The sequence below is a fragment of the Ruegeria sp. AB10 genome (assembly GCF_056542745.1).
In genome coordinates this window covers 103,865-124,314 of record NZ_JBQGAI010000004.1, presented here as the reverse complement: position 1 = coordinate 124,314, position 20,450 = coordinate 103,865, and the positions used below count along the sequence as shown (strand labels likewise).

Annotated in this window: 16 protein-coding genes; 15 read left to right on the top strand and 1 reads right to left on the bottom strand. The window is 60.1% G+C overall.

The features are described 5' to 3' along the window. Positions 1-75: 75 nt before the first annotated feature. The 5 genes from ACR0NT_RS10160 to ACR0NT_RS10140 all read left to right on the top strand — a co-directional run bounded on the left by ACR0NT_RS10160 (position 76) and on the right by ACR0NT_RS10140 (position 6,284). Positions 76-1,263, top strand: coding sequence for a 2-aminoethylphosphonate--pyruvate transaminase (locus ACR0NT_RS10160; RefSeq protein WP_170675113.1), 1,188 nt, complete (start codon positions 76-78; stop codon positions 1,261-1,263). Positions 1,264-1,283: 20 nt separating this feature from the next. Further along, positions 1,284-2,531: a phosphonoacetate hydrolase gene (gene phnA / locus ACR0NT_RS10155; RefSeq protein ID WP_170675111.1), complete on the top strand. Its 1,248-nt coding sequence runs from the start codon at positions 1,284-1,286 to the stop codon at positions 2,529-2,531. Between the two features lie 18 nt (positions 2,532-2,549). After that, positions 2,550-3,992, top strand: a complete 1,443-nt coding sequence (gene phnY, locus ACR0NT_RS10150) for a phosphonoacetaldehyde dehydrogenase (RefSeq protein ID WP_480443012.1) — start codon at positions 2,550-2,552, stop codon at positions 3,990-3,992. Between the two features lie 100 nt (positions 3,993-4,092). Beyond that, entirely contained in the window at positions 4,093-5,448 is a 1,356-nt protein-coding gene (gene pbfA, locus ACR0NT_RS10145; RefSeq protein WP_170675107.1) for a (R)-1-hydroxy-2-aminoethylphosphonate ammonia-lyase, read from the top strand. Next, positions 5,445-6,284, top strand: coding sequence for a DMT family transporter (locus tag ACR0NT_RS10140; RefSeq protein WP_170448300.1), 840 nt, complete (start codon positions 5,445-5,447; stop codon positions 6,282-6,284). Before pbfA ends, ACR0NT_RS10140 begins: the two co-directional genes overlap by 4 nt. Before the next feature lie 54 nt (positions 6,285-6,338). On the opposite strand, the gene ACR0NT_RS10135 is transcribed toward ACR0NT_RS10140, so the two are convergent. Next, positions 6,339-7,112 (bottom strand): DeoR/GlpR family DNA-binding transcription regulator, encoded by a 774-nt coding sequence (locus ACR0NT_RS10135; protein ID WP_170448298.1) that lies wholly within the window; start codon positions 7,110-7,112, stop codon positions 6,339-6,341. 212 nt (positions 7,113-7,324) lie between these two features. On the opposite strand from ACR0NT_RS10135, the gene ACR0NT_RS10130 reads away from it, so the two are divergent. The 10 genes from ACR0NT_RS10130 (at position 7,325) to ACR0NT_RS10085 (ending at position 20,228) form a co-directional block, all read left to right on the top strand. Then, entirely contained in the window at positions 7,325-8,269 is a 945-nt protein-coding gene (locus ACR0NT_RS10130) for an ABC transporter substrate-binding protein (RefSeq protein WP_170448296.1), read from the top strand. 75 nt (positions 8,270-8,344) lie between these two features. Then, positions 8,345-9,367: a betaine/proline/choline family ABC transporter ATP-binding protein gene (locus tag ACR0NT_RS10125; protein ID WP_170448294.1), complete on the top strand. Its 1,023-nt coding sequence runs from the start codon at positions 8,345-8,347 to the stop codon at positions 9,365-9,367. Beyond that, positions 9,364-11,355, top strand: coding sequence for an ABC transporter permease subunit (locus ACR0NT_RS10120; RefSeq protein WP_170448292.1), 1,992 nt, complete (start codon positions 9,364-9,366; stop codon positions 11,353-11,355). Before ACR0NT_RS10125 ends, ACR0NT_RS10120 begins: the two co-directional genes overlap by 4 nt. Position 11,356: 1 nt before the next feature. Further along, a complete protein-coding gene (locus ACR0NT_RS10115; protein WP_170675105.1) occupies positions 11,357-12,238 on the top strand; it encodes a choline kinase family protein in 882 nt (293 codons plus the stop codon). Positions 12,239-12,246: 8 nt separating this feature from the next. Further along, complete coding sequence (locus tag ACR0NT_RS10110; protein ID WP_170448288.1) at positions 12,247-14,691, top strand: FAD-dependent oxidoreductase; 2,445 nt, start codon at positions 12,247-12,249, stop codon at positions 14,689-14,691. A gap of 10 nt (positions 14,692-14,701) precedes the next feature. Continuing rightward, positions 14,702-15,487 carry an inositol monophosphatase family protein gene (locus tag ACR0NT_RS10105; RefSeq protein WP_170448286.1) on the top strand — a complete coding sequence of 262 codons (786 nt, stop codon included), beginning with the start codon at positions 14,702-14,704 and terminating at the stop codon, positions 15,485-15,487. Positions 15,488-15,498: 11 nt separating this feature from the next. Continuing rightward, positions 15,499-16,251, top strand: coding sequence for an N-formylglutamate amidohydrolase (locus ACR0NT_RS10100; protein ID WP_170448283.1), 753 nt, complete (start codon positions 15,499-15,501; stop codon positions 16,249-16,251). Positions 16,252-16,322: 71 nt separating this feature from the next. Further along, positions 16,323-17,609, top strand: coding sequence for a glutamine synthetase family protein (locus ACR0NT_RS10095; protein WP_480443085.1), 1,287 nt, complete (start codon positions 16,323-16,325; stop codon positions 17,607-17,609). Positions 17,610-17,703: 94 nt separating this feature from the next. Then, positions 17,704-19,086: an aldehyde dehydrogenase family protein gene (locus tag ACR0NT_RS10090; protein ID WP_170675102.1), complete on the top strand. Its 1,383-nt coding sequence runs from the start codon at positions 17,704-17,706 to the stop codon at positions 19,084-19,086. Next, complete coding sequence (locus tag ACR0NT_RS10085) at positions 19,083-20,228, top strand: iron-containing alcohol dehydrogenase (RefSeq protein WP_170448277.1); 1,146 nt, start codon at positions 19,083-19,085, stop codon at positions 20,226-20,228. Before ACR0NT_RS10090 ends, ACR0NT_RS10085 begins: the two co-directional genes overlap by 4 nt. Positions 20,229-20,450 lie beyond the last annotated feature (222 nt).

The following is a 20,450-nucleotide window of genomic DNA, read 5'->3' as shown; positions in this document are numbered from 1 at the left end:
TTGATTTTTACAATTTCACATATGGAATTCGATCCTGCAATTGTATTTTCGAAACGCTGTTCAGGAGCCTTTGTAATGACCCAACTCAACACTGCTTTAGAGCCTCCAAAACTGGGCGAGGCGTATCTGCTGACGCCGGGTCCACTGACCACTTCTTATGCGGTGAAGCAAGCGATGCTGCGGGACTGGGGCAGCTGGGATGATGATTTCCGGGCGATGACGCGCGAGATGCGCAGCCGGTTGCTGGCGCTTCTGGGCGAAGGTGCCGAGGCGTTTGATTGCGTTCCGATGCAGGGCTCGGGCAGCTTTGCGGTTGAGGCGATGCTGGCCTCGTTCATTCCCAAGGATGGCAAGGCGCTGGTGCTGGCGAACGGGGCGTATGGGCAGCGCTCGGCGCAGACGCTGCAGTATCTGGGGCGCGATCATCTGGTGCTGGACAAGGGTGACTATCTGCCGCCGCGCGGATCGGAAGTGGCCGAGATTCTGGCCAATGACCCTGCGATCACCCATGTGGTTGCGATCCATTGCGAGACGTCCTCGGGCATTCTGAACCCGGTCGAAGAGATTTCCGAAGCCGTCTACGGGGCAGGGCGCAAACTGCTGATCGACTCGATGTCCGCCTTTGGCGCGATCGAGTTGAAGCCCTCGGAAATCCGGTACGAGGCGATGGTGTCCTCGGCCAACAAATGCATCGAGGGCGTGCCGGGCTTTGGCTTTATCATCGCCCGCAAGGATGAATTGGAAGCGGCCAAGGGCAACAGCCACTCGCTGTCGCTGGATGTGCATGCGCAATGGGCGCATATGGAAAAGACCGGCCAGTGGCGGTTCACGCCGCCGACCCACGTGGTTGCGGCCTTCCTCGAAGCGCTCAAGGCGCATGAGGCCGAGGGCGGTGTTGCGGGACGCGGCGCGCGCTATACCCGCAACCGCGACGTGATGGTCGCAGGCATGCGCGAGCTTGGCTTCGAGACGCTGCTGCAGAACCGCTGGCTGAGCCCGATCATCGTGACGTTTTTCTGCCCTGCGGACGAAAAGTTCGTGTTTGACCGCTTTTACGATCTGATGAAGGACAAGGGCTTTATCATCTATCCGGGCAAGCTGACGGTTGTGGACAGTTTCCGCGTCGGCTGCATCGGGCAGATGGATGAGCATGTGATGCGGCAGGTTGTGGCCGCCGCAAAAGACAGCCTGGCCGAGATGGGGGTCGCAAGCGCGGCACCTCCGGCCCTTGCACTGGAAGAACGCGCCAAACTGGCCGCATAAAAGATAGAGGATACCCCCAAATGACCATCCAAACCCCCGTGACCGCGAACGAACGCGTCTATCCTGCCCCCAAGGTTCCGGCAATCGCCATCTGCCTGGACGGCTGCGAGCCGGAATATCTGGAAGTGGCCATCGCCAAGGGCCTGATGCCGACGCTCAAGCGCATCCGCGAGACCGGCACCGACCGTCTGGCGCATTCGGTGATCCCCAGCTTCACCAACCCCAACAACCTGTCGATTGCCACCGGTCGCCCGCCGATCGTGCATGGCATCTGCGGCAACTTCCTCTATGACCCGGAAACCGGCGAAGAGGTGATGATGAACGATGTGCGCTTCCTGCGCGCGCCGACCATCTTCTCGCAATTCTACGAGGCGGGCTATCGCGTCGCCATGGTCACGGCCAAGGACAAGCTGCGGGCGCTGCTGGGTGCGGGCCTGAAATTCGACGATGACCGCGCCGTGGCGTTTTCCGCCGAACGCTCGGGCGAGACCACCAAGGCCGAGCATGGCATCGACAATGCCAGCGCCTGGCTGGGCATGCCGGTTCCCGAGGTTTATTCCGCCGAGCTGTCGGAATTTGTCTTTGCCGCTGGTGTGAAGCTGCTGAAAGAGATGCGCCCGGACGTGATGTACCTGTCGACCACCGACTATGTGCAGCACAAGTTCGCCCCTGAAGAACAAGGCGCGCTGGATTTCTACGCCATGTTCGACAAATACCTGGCACAGCTGGACGAAATGGGCGCAGCCATTGTTGTGACCGCCGACCACGGCATGAAGGCGAAGCACGAGCCGACCTCGAAAGAGCCGTCGGTCATCTACATGCAGGACGTGTTTGACGAGTGGCTGGGTGAAGGCAAGGCCCGTGTGATCCTGCCGATCACCGACCCGTATGTGGTCCACCACGGCGCGCTGGGGTCGTTCGCCACGGTTTACCTGCCCGAAGGCGCCGACCGCGATGAGGTCAAGGCCAAGGTTGCGGCGCTGCCCGAGATGCTGGAAGTGCTGACCAAGGAAGAGGCGGTTGCCAAATACGAGCTGCCCGCCGACCGCATCGGCGACCTGACCATGGTCTGCACCGGCGAGATGACCATCGGCACCTCTGAGGATCGTCACGATCTGGCCGCCCTGGGCGAGCCGCTGCGCAGCCATGGTGGGCTGACAGAGCAGGAAGTGCCCTTTATCGTCAACCGCGTGATCGATCTGGGCAACGCGCCCGATCTGCGCAACTTTGATGCGTTTTTCTACGCCACTACAGCAGCGGCGCAGTAAGCTATGAAAGATCAGGCGATGACTGAGATCAGAAACGAGGGGATGCGCATTGGCGGCGAGATCGTCTTTACCGACGACACGGTGCCGGTTCTCTATCCCTACACCAACGAAGTGATCGGCCATGTCCCCGCGGGCAAGGCCGAGCACGCCCGCAAGGCTTTTGAAATCGCAGCGGCCTACAAGCCCAAGCTGACCCGGTACGAGCGCAGCCAGATTCTGCAACGTGCCGGAGAGCTGATCGGAGAGCGCCGCGAATACCTCGCCAAATGGCTGGTGCTGGAGCTGGGCATCTGCCACCAGCACGCGATCTACGAGACCAAGCGCGCGCAGGATGTGTACCAATTCGCCGCCGCCGAGGCGCTGAAGGATGATGGCGAGATCTTTTCCTGCGACCTGACCCACAATGGCAAGGACCGCAAGATTTTCACCATGCGCGAACCGGTGGGCGCGATCAGCGCGATCACGCCCTTCAACCACCCGCTGAACATGGTCAGCCACAAGATCGCGCCGTCGATTGCGTCGAACAACTGCATGGTCTGCAAACCGACCGAGCTGACGCCGCTGACGGCGCTGACCCTGGCGGATATCCTCTATGAGGCGGGCCTGCCGCCCGAGATGTTCCAGGTGGTCACCGGCTGGCCGCAGGACATTGGCGAAGAGATGATCGTCAATGAGAACATCGACATCATCACCTTCACCGGTGGTGTGCCGGTTGGCAAGATGATTGCGGCCAAGGCGGTCTATAAACGTCAGGCGTTGGAACTGGGCGGCAATGACCCGCTGATCGTTCTGAACGACCTTTCCGATGCCGATCTGGACAAGGCGGCCACCATTGCCGTGGCCGGTGCCACCGGCAACTCGGGCCAGCGCTGCACCGCGATCAAGCGCATTCTGGTGCAGGACAGCGTGGCCGACAAGTTTGTGCCGCTGGTGCTGGAGAAGGCCAAGAAGATCAAGTTCGGCGACCCGCAGGACCCCGAGACCGAATTGGGCTGCGTGATCCACGACAAGGCCGCGGAAATCTTCGAGAACCGCGTCTATCAGGCCGAGAAGGAAGGGGCCGAGATCCTCTACCACCCCGGTCGTCAGGGCGCGCTGCTGCCGCCCATCGTGGTCGACAAGGTCCCCCATGACAGCGAGCTGGTGATGGAAGAAACCTTCGGCCCCATCATCCCCATCGTCCGCGTGCCGGACAATGACGAAGAGGTCATGGCGATCTCGAACTCCACCGAGTTTGGCCTCAGCTCGGGTGTCTGCACCAACGACCTGAACCGCGCCATCGCCTATGTCAACGGGCTGAACGTGGGCACCTGCAACATCTGGGAACAACCCGGATACCGCATCGAAATGTCCCCCTTCGGCGGCATCAAGGACTCGGGCAACGGCGTCAAGGAAGGCGTCATCGAAGCCATCAAATTCTTCACCAACGTCAAGACATATTCACTGCCGTGGCCAAGGTGAGGACATAAGAGAACCTAAATTCCTCCCCAACTCGCGGGGCCCCAAAGCTGGGGCCTCGCGCTTTTGATTTCAGCAGACGCAAGCCAGAATCGAGGATCATATGTCCGTCAGCATTACCCACACCGAAGGCGAATCCAACACTTCGGATGCGCGCAAATCGTGGTTGAAGTCTTCGATTGGTCCACGGTCTGCGCCGTTGCTGAAACGGGATTCAGATGCGTTTCTGCATCAAAGCCTGTCCAGCCCCTGCGTCAGTACGATCGCCAAGGCCGATGGCATCTGGATCGAGGATATGGATGGCCGCCGCTACATGGATTTCCATGGCAACTCGGTCCATCATATCGGCTATGGCCACCCCCGGCTGGTCGAGGCGATCAAGGCCCAGCTGGATGATTTGCCCTTTGCACCGCGCCGCTTCACCAATGATCCGGCGGTGGAACTTGCTGAAAAGCTGGCCGAGATTGCACCCGGTGATCTGGGCAAGACGCTTTTCACCACCGGCGGGTCCGACGCCAACGAAGTGGCGCTGAAAATTGCCCGCGCGGCGACGGGCCGGTTCAAGACCGTCAGTTTCTGGGACGCGTTTCACGGGGCCGGGTTCGGTGCGGCCTCGGTTGGCGGCGAGGCCACATTCCGCAGCCATATCGCCGGACCCTTGATGCCGGGGGCCGAGCATGTCGCGCCCTTCGCCTGCTATCGTTGCCCCTATAACCACGCAAGCCCCGAGACCTGCGGTCTGGCCTGCGCCAAAATGGTCGAGTTTGCGCTGGAACGCGAGGGCGACGTGGCCGCCGTAATCGCGGAGCCCATGCGGGCGGTGCCTTATGTGCCCCCGGCGGGGTTCTGGAAATCGGTGCGCGAGGCCTGTAACCGGCACGGCGCGCTGCTGATCATGGATGAGATCCCCACCGGTCTGGGCAAGACCGGCAAGATGTTTGCCTTCGAACATGATGAGATCGTGCCCGACATCGTGACCTTGGGCAAAGCTTTGGGCGGTGGCATCCTGCCCATCGCCGCCTGCGTTGCGCGTCGCGATCTGGACGTGTGCGGAGACTTCGCCATCGGGCATTACACCCACGAAAAGAACCCCGTGACCGCGCGCGCTGCGTTGACCACGATCCAGATCATCGAGGACGAAGGCCTTGTCGACCGATCCGCTGAGCTGGGTGCCCACGCCATGGGGCGACTGGAAAGCGAGCTGGCGCAGGTCGAAATCGTGGGGGATATCCGCGGGCGCGGCTTGATGTTCGGGGTTGAAATCGTCAAAAGCCGCAGCACGCGCGAGGCCGACAATGCGTGTGCCGAGCGCATCTATTACGAATGCCTGAATGGCGGAGTGAGCTTCAAGATCAGTCAGGGGTGCGTTTTGACGCTGTCTCCGCCGCTGACCATTTCGCGGGACGATCTGGATCGTGCGCTGGATATTGTCATAGCGGCGATCAGAGCTCAGATTTGACGCTTTCTATCGCGCTGATTGTTCTGACGGCGGCATTGCTTCATGCCAGCTGGAACGCGATTGTAAAAGGCGCACCCGACAAGGCCATCGTTCTGGGGCTGGTGTCGCTCGGCCATGCGGTGCCGGCACTGTTTGCATTGCCTTTCCTGGGCTTGCCGGTTTGGGCGGCGTTTCCGTTCATCGTCGGCTCGACCGTGATCCACTGGGGGTATTACTGGTTTCTGAATGCCGCGTACAAGCATGGGGACCTTTCGGTTGTATATCCGATCTCTCGTGGAATAACGCCAATCCTGGTCGCGCTCGGAGCTATTTACTTTGCACGAGAGTTCCTTTCCCCCGAGGCGTGGATCGGAATTATCTGCATCTCGTTAGGTATCGGGTTTCTGGCTCTTGCCGGGTTGGGTAAACACACCAACTGGATCGCAATCGCGGCGGCGTTCGGCACGGGCCTGATGATTGCGTCCTACTCGATTGTCGATGGAATAGGCATAAGGCTATCCGAGAACACGCTGGGATATATTGCGTCACTGTTTGTTGCCGAAATATTTGTCGCCATCTTTATCTTTACGACACGCTGGCAACGAGCTGTGGCCTTGCCCAAACGCTATGTCTGGGCTGGTCTGGCTGGCGGTGTTATTTCCGGCCTTGCTTATGGGCTTGTGCTTTATGCCAAAACGATTGCACCTTTGGGTGTGGTGTCTGCCCTCCGCGAGAGTTCCGTTATCTTTGCCGCGCTAATTGGCGTTATGTGGTTTGGTGAAGGGCCAAAATCCAACAGGCTTGCCGCGGCGATTGCCGTGGCGGTCGGGATCGTGATCCTGGCGATGGCACGGTGAAGGCTGCACAGAGCGCTGGTCAGTTAGCGCAGATATAGGTTTTGCCTGCTGCGTTCAGTCCACGCAGACGAGGTCAATTTCGTTCTTTGACAGCATCTCGGAAATTGCCGCATCCGGTTGGGCATCGGTGAACAGAACATCGATCTTACCAAGCGCATCCAACGTCACCGGCGCGCGCTTGCCCAGTTTTTCACCGTCGGCCACCACCACGCGGATCTGGGCGTTGTCTATGGCAAGGCGCGCAAGATTGGCCTCTTGCAAGTCGTGCAACATGAACCCCATTTCGGCATTGACCGCGCCGACCGAGAGGATCGCAAAGCGGACGTTCAGGCGTTTGACAAGCTCTTGTGCTTCGATCCCGAACGCTCCGCCATCATGCGGTCGCAGCTCACCCCCGGCCATGAACACTTTATTGTTGTTCCGCGATGCCAGCGTATGCGCCACAAAGACCGAATTGGTAACAACAAACAGGTCTTGGTGATCCTTCAGGGCAGTGGCGACATAAGCGGTGGTCGAGCCGATATCGAGGAACAGGGAATCTCCGTCACTGATGATTTTGGCAACCGCGCGGGCCAGTTTGCCTTTCGAATCCGTCTGGGTATCCAGCCGGGTTTTCAGCGTTGGTTCAAGAACCTCTTCCAGCAGATGAACGCCGCCATGTACTTTGCGCACAATCTCGCGCTCTTCAAGATTGCGGACGTTGCGCCGGATGGTCTCAAGCGTCACGCCCAGCTGTTTGGCCAGCACGCTCACACGGCAAGAACCGCCCGCGTCGATTAGCTCTCGCAGGATCTCTTCTTCGCGCTGATTGGTTGTATTGAGGTTCATGTGCCAGTGCCTGTTTCACCGCATTGTAGGTGTATTCAAGGATATCACAATACCCACATAAAGCAACATTACCTGCATTCCTAGCGGCTTAGCTCGCCGGTATAGATATTTAATGTGGCTTTATGTGGTTTTACTTGACACAAAACACCACACCGTGCTCATCTTTCTAAAAACAACAATGATTCACAAAACCTCGACAGGGAGAAGGTAATATGAACAACAAACAGAAACTCTTTGCGCTGACATTCGCCACCCTGGGTGCCGCGTCCTCGGCGCTGGCTGCAGAATCGTCTGATCCGATCAAGCTGACGCTGCATGACTGGTCTGGCCAGTTGATCAACACCAAGATTATGGGTTCGATCCTGCAAGAGGCCGGGTATAACGTCGAATATGTTCAGGCCGACTATATCGCGCAGTTTGCGGGCCTGAAGACCGGTGACTTGCACCTGGCGATGGAGATCTGGGAAACCACGGGCCGCGAGGCGCTGGATGAGGCGACGGCCTCGGGCAATGTGGTCAATGTCGGTGAAACCGGCCTTATGGCGATCGAAGAGTGGTGGTATCCGTCCTACATGAAAGAGCGCTGCCCGGGCCTGCCCAATTGGGAAGCTCTGAAGGATTGTGCCGAAGAATTTGCAACCGCCGAAACGTCGCCCAACGGGCGCTATGTGGGCGGTCCGGTGACCTGGGGTGGTTTTGACGAAGAGCGTGTCGAAGCGCTGGAGTTGGAGTTCGAGGTTGTCCATGCCGGCACCGACGCAGCCCTGTTCGCCGAGCTGGAATCGGCCTATCAGCGCGAAGACCCGATCATGCTGTGGGTCTATGTTCCGCACTGGGCGCCGGCAAAATATGACGGCGAGTTCGTGGAATTCCCGCCCTATTCGGCGGAATGCTACAATGATGCTTCGGTCGGTGTGAACCCGGACATGGCTTATGACTGCGGCAAGCCGCGGGGCCCGATCTGGAAAGCCGCCTGGTCCGGTCTGCAGGACAAATGGCCCGGTGCGTATGACATCATCGAAGCTTACAATATCAACAACGATGAAATGAGCGCCATGGTCGGTCGGGCCGATCTGGATGGCATTGAAATCGATACTGTTGTTGCGGATTGGATGGAAGCTAACAAGGACCGTTGGTCCGGCTGGATCTCCAAGTAATCTGCATATGGCCGGGGCGGTCTCCCGCTCTCAATCCCGCTCCGGCCCTTACACCCGCCTGACCGGACCTCGCTCATGACACCCAAGACCAAACTGTCCTGCCGTAATGTTTGGAAACTTTACGGCCCGAACGCTGACGCGCTGCTGCAGCAGAATTCCAACCCATCCGGCGACGATATCCGCGCTGCGGGCGTCATCGGCGCTGTGCGCAACGCCAATATCGACATCGCCGAGGGAGAGATATTTATCATCATGGGGCTGTCCGGGTCGGGCAAGTCCACTCTGGTCCGCTGCCTGTCGCGTCTGATCGAACCAACCGGCGGCGAGGTGCTGTTTGACGGCGTTGATCTGCTCAGCGCCAACGAGAAAGAGCTGATCGAGATCCGGCGCCACAAGATGGGCATGGTGTTCCAGCATTTTGCATTGCTGCCGCATCTGACCGTGTTGCAGAACGTCATGTTCCCGCTGACCATTCAGGCCACCCCGAAGGACGAGGCCACCGCCAAGGCGCGTGAAGTTGTGGAACTGGTCGGCCTCAAAGGGCGCGAGGACTACTACCCGCGCGAATTGTCCGGTGGTCAGCAACAGCGCGTCGGTATCGCGCGGTCGCTGGTGACGGAACCGGACCTGTGGTTCTTGGATGAACCGTTCTCGGCGCTGGACCCACTGATCCGGCGCGAGATGCAGGACGAATTCCTGCGCCTGCAGGAACGGCTGCACAAGACCATCGTTTTCATCACCCATGATTTCGAAGAGGCCGTGCGTCTGGCCGATCGGATTGCCATCATGAAAGACGGTGAAGTGATCCAGATCGCCACGCCGGAAGAGCTGGTGATGCACCCGGCAACAGACTATGTGGCCGAATTCACCCGCCATATTCCACGCTCGAAGGTGCTGACCGTTGGCGGCGTTATGAACGCAGGGGGGACCGGCGAAGGCGAGCCCATCGCGCAATCCGCTCGCGTCTCGGATGTGGCGGAACGGATCATCGCCTCGGACGTGCCCCTGCCGGTGGTGGACGAGAATGGCCAGAGCGTTGGCGCGATTGATCGCAAGGCCGTGGCGCATGTGCTGTTTGGTGAAGGGGATGCGGAATGACGCGCCTGAGCCGCAGCCAGTTCACCATTCTGGCGCTTGTGCTGGTCACAATCGTTCTGGGCTACTATGGCCGCGATCTGGGCAAGGCGCTGGATGCGCGCTGGCTGACCAAGTTCCCCTCGGCCTGGGTGATCCCGTTCAAGACCTATATCTCGTCGGCGATGACTTGGCTGATCGAGGAAGCTGCCATTGGCCCGGTCTCGTTTACCGATGTGACGAGGACTATCGCCTGGCTGATCGAACAGCCCTATGATTTTGTGCTGGCGCTTTTGGCGGACGGCTTCGTCAAAGGGCAAGGCAACAACGCGCAGGTCATCCTGCCGGCGATCAGCTGGATCGTGGTTACCACCGCCGTGGTTGCGCTGGGTCAGTATTGCCGCGACTGGGCACTGGCTGCGCTGGTGGGGGGCTGTTTCATCTATCTGGCCGTTTTTGGCCAATGGGACAGCGCGATGGTCACGCTGGCCTCGGTCCTGATTGCCGTGCCGATTGGTGCGGGCGGCGGGCTGTTGCTGGGCATATTGGCCTATCGGCATCCCACTTTTGAAAAGGTGATCTCGCCGGTTCTGGACCTGATGCAGACGATCCCGATCTTTGCCTATCTGGTGCCGATCCTGTTCATGTTCGGTTTTGGCCCGATCTCGGCGCTGGTTGCGACGATCGTCTATGCCACCCCGCCGATGGTGCGGATCACCACGATGGCGCTCAAGTCGGTGGATTCGGAAATTCTGGATTTCGGCCGCATGGCGGGCACAACGCAGCGGCAACTGATGTGGCGCGTTCTGGTGCCCTCGGCCAGCCACAGCCTGATGGTGGGCGTTAATCAGGTGATCATGCTGACCCTGAACATGGTGATCATCGCCTCGATGATCGGGGCAGGGGGGCTGGGCTTTGACGTGCTGGCGGCGCTGCGCCGTCTGGACATTGGCGCCGGGTTCGAAGCCGGTATCGCCATCGTCGTTCTTGCCATTGCCGTCGACCGGCTGAGCCAGGCCTTTGCCGAGCGTATGGGGCAGGTGCATCATGAGGTCCCCGGCAGCTGGGTCGCACGTCATCGCCGCACGGTTCTGGTGCTGATCCTGCTGGTCGTGACCTGGGTGCTGGGGCAGTTTTCCCCGCTGTTGCTGGAATATCCCGAAAGCCAGACGATCACTACGGGCGCCTTCTGGGACAACACCGTCAAATATCTGAACGTCAACTATTTCGACTTTTTCGAAGCGATCAAGGTCTTCTTCCTGACCTGGTTCATGATCCCGATCAAGACCGTGCTGTTGGGCATTCCGTGGCCCTGGGCCATCGCGATGCTGACCCTGCTGGGCTGGCACGCAGGTGGCTGGCGGCTGGCGCTGCTGTGCGGCGGTATGGCCTCGTTGATCCTGGTGTCGGGCCTGTGGTCCAAGGCGATGGTCACGGTCTATCTGTGTGGCGCGTCTGTGATCCTCGCCACACTGATCGGGGTTCCGCTGGGTGTGCTGGCGGCGCTGAACAAACGCGCCGGGACGGCCATCAACCTGCTGATCGACACGCTGCAGACCCTGCCCAGCTTTGTCTATCTGATCCCGGTTGTGATGCTGTTCCGCGTGGGTGACTTCACCGCCCTGATCGCCATCGTCCTGTATGCGTTGGCCCCGGCGGTGCGCTATGCGGCGCATGGGGTGCGGTCGGTCAGTGAAGACCTGATTGAGGCCGGTCTGGTCTCGGGCTGTACCCGCACGCAGCTGTTGCGCCATATCCGCCTGCCGATGGCCCTGCCTGAAATTCTGCTGGGCATCAACCAGACCATCATGCTGGCGCTGTCGATGCTGGTGATCACCGCGCTGGTCGGCACCCGCGATCTGGGGCAGGAGGTCTATATCGCACTGACCAAGGCGGATACGGGCCGCGGCCTTGTGGCCGGTCTGTCCATCGCCTTCATCGCCATCATTGCCGACCGGCTGATCAATGCCGGTGCGCGTCAGGCCCGCATTCGCTTTGGACTGGAGAGCTGACATGACCCAATCCGATCTACTCGCCCGCATTCAGGACCTGCCCATCTGGGACGGCGCGATCTCGGCACAGCCGCTGACCGGCGGCATCACCAATGTGAACTACAAGGTGACGGACGCCAAAGGCTCTTATGTGGTGCGCGTCGGTGATGACATCCCGTTGCATCAGGTAATGCGGTTCAACGAACTAGCCGCCAGCAAGGCCGCCCATGACGCGGGTCTGTCCCCGGGGGTGGTCCATGCGGCGGGCGACCTGACGGTGCTGGAGTTTATCGAAAGCCGGACGCTCAGCGAAGAGGATGTGCGCAATCCCGAAATGCTGCCGCGCGTTCTGCAATTGGTAAAGGACTGCCATACCGAGGTGCCCAAATATCTGCGCGGCCCGTCGCTGGTGTTCTGGGTGTTTCACGTCATCCGCGACTATGCCGCCACCCTCACGGAACGCGGCAGCGCGCATGCAGCGCTGATACCCGATCTAGTCGGCGCAGGAGCCGAGCTGGAGCGTGAGGCCGGGCCTTATGACATGGTCTTTGGCCATAACGACCTGCTTTGCGGTAACTTTCTGGATGATGGCGATCGGCTCTGGCTGATCGATTTCGACTATGCGGGTTTCAATTCGCCGCTGTTTGATCTGGGCGGGCTGGCTTCGAACAACGGCCTGTCACCCCAGCAGGAAGACTGGGTGCTGGAAACCTATTTCGAAACCCCCGTCACCGACGATCTGCGCCACCGCTATACGGCAATGAAATGCGCCTCGCTCCTGCGCGAAACGATGTGGAGCATGGTGTCCGAGATCACCTCGGAGATCGACTTTGATTATGCGGCCTACTCGGCCGAGAACCTCGCGCGGTTCCGCGCGGCCCTGACAGATTTTAAAAACACCTGAGGACAGATATGACCGACCTTCCCAAAACAGCCAAAGCCGTCATTATCGGAGGCGGCATCATCGGGTGCTCGACCGCTTATCACCTGGCCAAGCTGGGCTGGACCGATACGGTGCTGCTGGAACGCAAAAAGCTGACTTCGGGCACGACGTTCCATGCGGCGGGTCTGGTGGGCCAGCTGCGCTCGAACGCGAATATCACGCAGTTGCTGGGCTATTCGGTCGATCTGTATAACAAGATCGAGGAAGAAACCGGGCTTGGCACCGGCTGGAAGATGAATGGCGGTCTGCGGCTGGCCTGTAACGAGGAACGCTGGACCGAGGTCAAGCGGCAGGCCACCACCGCACATTCCTTTGGTCTGGACATGCAGTTGCTGACCCCGTCAGAGGCGCAGGAACTGTGGCCGCTGATGGATGTCTCGGACGTGGTCGGGGCCGCATATCTGCCGACCGATGGTCAGGCGAACCCGTCGGACATCACGCAGGCGCTGGCCAAGGGCGCGCGCATGGCCGGGGCGAAGATTTTCGAAGACACCAAAGTCACCGATATCGAGATCGAGGATGGCAAGATCCGCGCTGTGATCACTGAACATGGCCGGATCGAGTGCGAAAAGGTGATCTGCTGTGCAGGCCAGTGGACACGCACCTTTGCGGGCCGGTTCGGCGTCAACGTGCCGCTGGTGCCGATGGAGCACCAGTACATGGTGACCGAACCGTTCGATGTGCCGTCTAACCTGCCCACTCTGCGCGACCCTGATCGCCTGACCTACTATAAGGAAGAAGTCGGCGGTCTGGTCATGGGCGGGTATGAGCCCAACCCGATCCCCTGGGCCACCAAAGGTATTCCGCAGGGCTTCCACTATACCTTGCTGGACAGCAATTTCGACCATTTCGAGCAGTTGATGGAGCTGGCGCTGGGGCGGGTGCCAGCGTTGGAAAATGCGGGCGTCAAGACCCTGACCAACGGGCCGGAAAGCTTCACCCCCGACGGCAATTTCATCATCGGTGAGGCGCCGGAGCTGAGCAACTTCTTCGTCGGCGCTGGCTTCAACGCCTTTGGTATCGCCGCCGGGGGCGGGGCAGGCATGGCGTTGGCCGAATGGGTCCACAATGGCGAGCCGCCGTTTGACCTGTGGTCTGCCGATATCCGCCGCTTTGGCCGCCCACATTTCGATACCGACTGGGTGCGCACCCGCACGGTCGAGGCCTATGGCAAACACTACACCATGGCCTGGCCGCATGAGGAACATGACAGCGGCCGCCCCTGCCGCAAATCGCCGCTTTACGACACGCTCAAGGAGCAGGGCGCGTGCTTTGGCGAGAAGCTGGGCTGGGAGCGTCCGAACTGGTACGCGGATGCGTCTCTGGGCGAGATCGCCAAGGATGTTTACAGCTTTGGCCGCCAGAACTGGTTTGCCGCCGTGGGCCGCGAACACAAGGCCGCGCGCGAGGCGGCAGTGCTGTATGACCAGACCTCCTTTGCCAAGTTTTCGCTGAAAGGACCCGATGCGCTGGCGGCGATGAGCTGGATTTGCGCCAATGATGTGAACAAGCCGGTGGGCGCGCTGGTCTATACCCAGATGCTGAATGACAAGGGCGGCATCGAATGTGACCTGACTGTTGGCCGCGTGGCGCATGATGAGTTCTACATCGTCACCGGTACCGGCTTCGCCACCCATGATTTCGACTGGATCAACCGGAACATTCCGGAAGGTATGAACTGTCAGCTATTCGATATCACCTCGTCCAACGCGGTTCTGTCGCTGATGGGCCCGAAGGCGCGGGATATTCTGGCGGCGGTGACACGCGATGACGTGTCGAATGACGGGTTCAAATTCGGCACGATCCGCACCATCGGCATCGCCGGTTGCCCGGTCAAAGCGCTGCGCGTGACCTATGTGGGTGAACTGGGCTGGGAGCTGCACCTGCCGGTGGAATATGCCCAAACCGTCTATGATGCGCTCAAAGAGGCAGGCGAACCGCACGGTCTGGTCAACGCGGGCTATCGCTCGATTGAATCGCTGCGGCTTGAAAAGGGCTATCGCGCCTGGGGGTCGGATATCGGACCCGACCACACCCCGTTCGAAAGCGGGCTGGGCTGGGCCGTGAAGCTGCGCAAGAACATCGACTTCAAGGGCCGCGCCGCAGCCGAGAAGCAAAAGGCCGAGGGCGTCGCCAAGATGCTGGCCTGCTTTACCGTCGACCCCAATATCGTGCTGCAAGGGCGTGAAACTATTTATCGCGATGGCAAACGGGTGGGCTGGCTGACCTCGGGCGGTTATGGCTATACTGTGAACAAATCAATCGGTTATGGTTACATTCGCGATGCGGACGGGGTTGATGCCGATTACGTGACCTCTGGCAGTTATGAGCTTGAGGTCGCGACCGAGCGGGTGCCCTGTGACGTGACATTGCAGCCGCTCTACGACCCCAAGATGGAACGCATCAAGGCGTAAGGATCGATTGATGTTGGACACCAACATATTGGAAGACCACGCGAAGGCGGTTGCGAAAGTTGCCTCGGACGCGGCGATGCGGTACTTCCGCGGGCGGCTGGGGATCGAGTTCAAGCCCGACGAAAGCCCGGTCACGCAGGCTGACAAACAGGTCGAAGCCGAGGTGCGCGCCTATCTGAAACAGCACTTCCCCGATCACGGTGTGTTCGGGGAGGAAGAAGGCAAGGATATGGGCGACGGGCGCCATATGTGGGTCATCGATCCCATTGATGGCACCCGGTCATTCCTGTCCGGGCACCCCCTGTTCGGCTTCCTTCTGGCGCATCTGAGCGAGGGCCGGGCCGAGTTGGGTGTTGTCGGAATGCCCGCTCTGGACGAGACCTTTGTGGGGGTCGTTGGCAAGGGGGCGACGCTGAACGACCAGCCGATCCACGTTTCGGACCAGACGCGGCTGGATCAGGCGATCCTGTTCGTGAATGAGGGCGACAAGATCTATCGCGACCACCCGGATGTGTTCAGCCGCCTTATGCAGGCGGGGCAGACACGGCGATTTGCCTATGATTGCTATCCCCATGCCCTGTTGGCCGCCGGCCATGTGGACGCGGTGGTGGATTACGATCTGCAACCTTATGATTACCTGGCTCTGTCGCCGCTGATCGAAGCGGCCGGAGGGGTGATGACAGACTGGGACGGCAACGCCCTGACGCTCGAGTCGGACGGGGCTGTCATTTCGGCGGCGACGCCCGCGCTTCATGCCGAGTTGCTGGATGTGCTGCACGCAGGGCAGCCGGGCTAACGGGAGAGCACATGGAAACCAAGCCAGTTGAAATCATCAACCCCGGCGGCAAAGGGCGCGCCCTGTTGCTGTGCGAACATGCCAGCAACAGGATTCCGGCGGAGTATAATGGCCTCGGCCTGTCTGATGCCGATCGCGACAGCCATGCCGCCTGGGATCCCGGCGCGCTTGCGTTGACGCGGGCCCTGTCGCAGGCGTTGGATGCCACGGCTGTGACCTCGACCGTGTCGCGACTTGTCTATGACTGCAACCGTCCGCCCGAAGCGGCCAGCGCCATGCCCGAAAAATCCGAGCTGATCGAGGTGCCGGGCAATGTTGGGCTGACGCAGTTGCAGCGCGACGCACGCACAGACGCGGTCTACCACCCGTTTTGCGCTGCCGTGGCCACTGAACTGGACAAACGCGGACCCGACACGGTGGTGGTGACGGTGCATTCCTTCACGCCGGTCTTCTACGGCCAGCCGCGCAGTGTCGAGCTGGGCCTGCTGCATGACGACGATAGCCGTCTGGTCGATGCGATGCTCAGCCGCGCCGGAGGCATACCGCACCGGCGCGTGGAACGAAACGAACCCTATGGGCCGGCGGACGGGGTGACCCATTCGTTGAAACTACATGCGCTCAGCCGCGGGCTGGCGAATGTGATGATCGAAGTGCGTAACGATCTGATGCGCACTGAAACGCAGATTGCCGATATGGCGCGGGACATCCTGACGCTGCTGGAACCGGCTTTGAAAGACATCCCGATCAAGGAGAGTGCAACGTGACGGCACCTTTAACATTCGAACAACTTGCGACCCAGGTTACTGCCGGAGAGATCGACACCGTTTTGGTCTGCATGGTCGATATGCAGGGGCGGTTGATGGGCAAACGGTTCCATGCGGGTCATTTCGTGGCAGGCGCGTGGGAAGAGACCCATTGCTGCAACTATCTGCTGGCCACCGATCTTGAGATGGGCACGCCGGACGGCTATGCCTCGACCAGTTGGGAACGGGGCTATGGCGACTACGTGATGAAGCCGGACCTGAGCACGCTGCGCCCGGTGCCGTGGCTGGAAGGCACGGCAATGGTGATGTGCGATGTACTGGATCACCATACGCATGAAGAAGTGCCCCACGCGCCGCGTTCGATCCTGAAGAAACAGGTCAACCGCCTGAAGGCGATGGGCTATGACGCCATGTGCGCCACCGAGCTGGAGTTCTTCCTGTTCGAGAAGAGCTTTGATGCGATCCGCAAGGAAGGGTTCCGCGATCTCGAGCCGATCTCGGGCTATAACGAGGATTATCACATCCTGCAGACCACCAAGGAAGAACATGTGATGCGCCCGATCCGCAACCATTTGTGGAATGCGGGTATTCCGGTTGAAAACACGAAAGGCGAGGCAGAGACCGGGCAGGAAGAGCTGAACATCAAATACGCGCCTGCGATGGACACGGCCGAGTATCATTCGATCGCCAAGAACGCGGTGAAAGAGATCGCCTGGCAGCACGGGCACGCGGCGACCTTCCTGCCGAAATGGCATCATGAGAAGGTCGGCAGTTCGTCTCATGTCCATCAGTCGCTTTGGGCAGATGGGCAGCCGGCGTTTTACGACAAAGGTGATGAGCTGGGCATGTCGGCGCTGATGAAAGCCTATATGGCCGGTCTGCTGAAATACGCTGCCGATTACACCTATTTCATGGCGCCTTATATCAACAGCTACAAACGCTTCATGAAAGGGACCTTTGCGCCGACGCGGATCATCTGGTCAGTGGATAACCGCACCGCAGGCTTCCGGCTGTGCGGTGACGGCACCAAGGCGGTGCGGGTCGAGTGCCGGATTCCGGGCTCGGACATGAACCCCTATCTGGCGATGGCAGGGATGCTGGCTGCAGGGATTGCAGGGATTGAAGAGGGGTTGGACTTGCAGCCTCCGACCACCGGCGATGTTTATCAGGGCGAGACCGGGATGATCCCGGGCAACCTGCGCGCTGCGCAGGATGCGCTGCATGGGTCAGCCATGCTGCGTGCCGCGATGGGAGATGATGTGGTGGATCACTATGCCCGTGCTGCTGAAGTGGAAATCGAAGAGTTCGAGCGCGTGGTGACCGATTGGGAAATTGCCCGCGGGTTCGAGCGGGCGTAGAGGGCAGGAGCGAGGGGCCAGCCCCTCGCGCTCCCCGGGATATTTAAGGACAGATGAAGCAGGGGATCCTGTTTCTTTCGGAAATGGAGTGACTATGGGGCAGATGTTGAAATGTGTCTCGCCGATTGATGGGTCGGTTTTTGCGGAACGTGCGGTTCTGTCGCGTGAGGCAGCGTTTGAGGCAGCGGCGCGGGCGCGGGCGGCGCAGACAGCTTGGGCGGCGCGGCCGTTGCAGGAGCGAATTGATCTTGTGATGGCGGGCGTGGCAGCCGTTGGTGCGATGAATGATGAGATCGTTCCCGAACTGGCGCATATGATGGGGCGTCCCGTTCGTTATGGTGGGGAGTTCGGCGGGTTCAACGAGCGCGCCAACCATATGGCGCAGATTGCCGATACGTCACTCGCCGATATCGAAGTCGGCGAGGATGAGACCTTCAAACGTTACATCAAGCGCATTCCGCATGGGGTGGTGTTTGTGGTGGCGCCCTGGAACTATCCGTACATGACGGCGATCAACACGGTAGCCCCGGCGCTGATTGCGGGGAATACCGTGATCCTGAAACACGCCACACAGACCCTGCTGGTGGGTGAGCGGATGGCGCAGGTGTTCCATTCTGCGGGGGTGCCGGAGGACGTGTTCCAGAACGTGTTCTTAAGCCATGATGTGACCAATGACCTGATCGCAGGCAATGCGTTCGACTTCGTGAACTTCACCGGTTCGGTCGGTGGCGGGCAGGCGATGGAGAAAGCAGCGGCAGGTACCTTTACTGGTGTCGGGACTGAGCTGGGCGGTAAGGACCCCGGCTATGTGATGGACGACGCTGATCTGGATGCCGCCGTGGATACTCTGATCGACGGGGCTATGTTCAACGCGGGCCAGTGCTGCTGCGGGATCGAGCGGATTTACGTGCATGAAAGCCTCTATGATGATTTCGTCGCCAAGGCGGTGGAGATCGTGAAAGGCTATAAGCTGGGCAATCCAATGGACGCTGAGACGACGATCGGTCCGATGGCCAACGTGCGGTTCGCCGACGAGGTTCGCGCGCAGATTGCCGAGGCTGTCGCAACCGGGGCCGTCGCCCATATCGATGCATTCCCCGAAGATGATGGTGGTGCCTACCTGACCCCACAAATCCTGACCAATGTCACCCACGATATGCGCGTGATGCGGGACGAAAGCTTTGGCCCGGTCGTGGGCATCATGAAAGTGTCCTCGGATAACGAGGCGATCGCGCTGATGAACGATAGTGAGTTCGGCCTGACCGCCAGCCTCTGGACCCGCGATCTGGATCGTGCGGCGCGGGTCGGCGACCAAGTCGAAACCGGCACCGTGTTTATGAACCGGGCAGACTATCTGGATCCGGGCCTGTGCTGGACTGGTTGCAAGAATACCGGGCGTGGGGGTGGCCTGTCGGTGATCGGCTATCACAACCTCACACGTCCCAAATCCTACCATCTGAAGAAGGTGACATCATGAGCCTTGTTGGAAACTGGTCCTACCCGACCGCAATCAAATTCGGTGCTGGCCGGATCACGGAACTGCCTGAGGCCTGCGTGGCGGCTGGCATGAAGCGCCCTCTGCTGGTGACCGACAAGGGGCTGGCCGATCTGCCGGTCACCTCGTCGACGCTGGATATCCTGGAAGCTGCAGGGATGGGTCGCGGATTGTTCAGCGACGTGGATCCGAACCCGAATGAAAAGAACCTTGATGCGGGTGTTGCGGCCTATAAGGCAGGCGGCCACGATGGGGTGATCGCGTTTGGTGGCGGCTCGGGTCTGGATCTGGGCAAGATGGTTGCCTTCATGGCCGGTCAGACGCGGCCTGTCTGGGATTTTGAGGATATCGGCGACTGGTGGACCCGAGCGGACGCCGATGCCATCGCTCCGATCGTTGCGGTGCCGACGACGGCGGGGACGGGGTCCGAGGTGGGCCGCGCCAGTGTCATCACCAATTCCGAGACGCACGCCAAGAAGATCATCTTCCATCCCAAGGTGCTGCCGACCGTGGTGATCTGCGATCCGGAACTGACCGTGGGGATGCCCAGGTTCATCACTGCGGGCACGGGGCTGGATGCCTTCGCGCACTGCGTCGAGGCGTTCTCGAGCCCGCATTACCACCCGATGAGCCAGGGTATCGCACTGGAGGGGATGCGTCTGGTGATGGAATACCTGCCACGCGCCTATGCCGACGGTTCCGATATCGAGGCCCGCGCCCAGATGATGAGCGCGGCGGCGATGGGCGCGACAGCCTTCCAGAAAGGCCTCGGTGCGATCCACGCCATGAGCCATCCGGTAGGCGCGGTGTTCAATACTCACCATGGCACCACCAACGCGGTCTGTATGCCTGCGGTGCTGGAGTTCAACGCGCCTGCCATCGCAGACCGTTTTCAATCCGCCGCCGCATATCTGAACGTCAATGGTGGCTTTGACGGCTTCCGTGCCTTTGTGCAGGAGTTCAACGACTCTCTGGGCATCCCACGCAAACTGTCCGATCTGGGCGTGACCGAGGCGTCGATCCCTGAACTGGTCCAGGGCGCGATCATCGACCCGTCCTGCGGTGGCAACCCGATCGAACTGACCGAAGCCAACCTGACCACCTTGTTCAAAGCCGCGCTGTAAGGGGCTTGCCACTTGCAGAGCTGGGCACAGAAATCCGCATGAGAGTTTACAGTAACGAGAGGGGATATATGGACGATTAACATCTCGGCTTTGATTAGCAAGTATTCTGAAGCCAAAAGCGTCAGGATACACGATCTTACGCAATATCAGGCATTTGGAAGCCATATGGATTCGAGACATGCCAACTCGGGTTCAGAAGCTGAAGTTCCGAATGTACGTGCG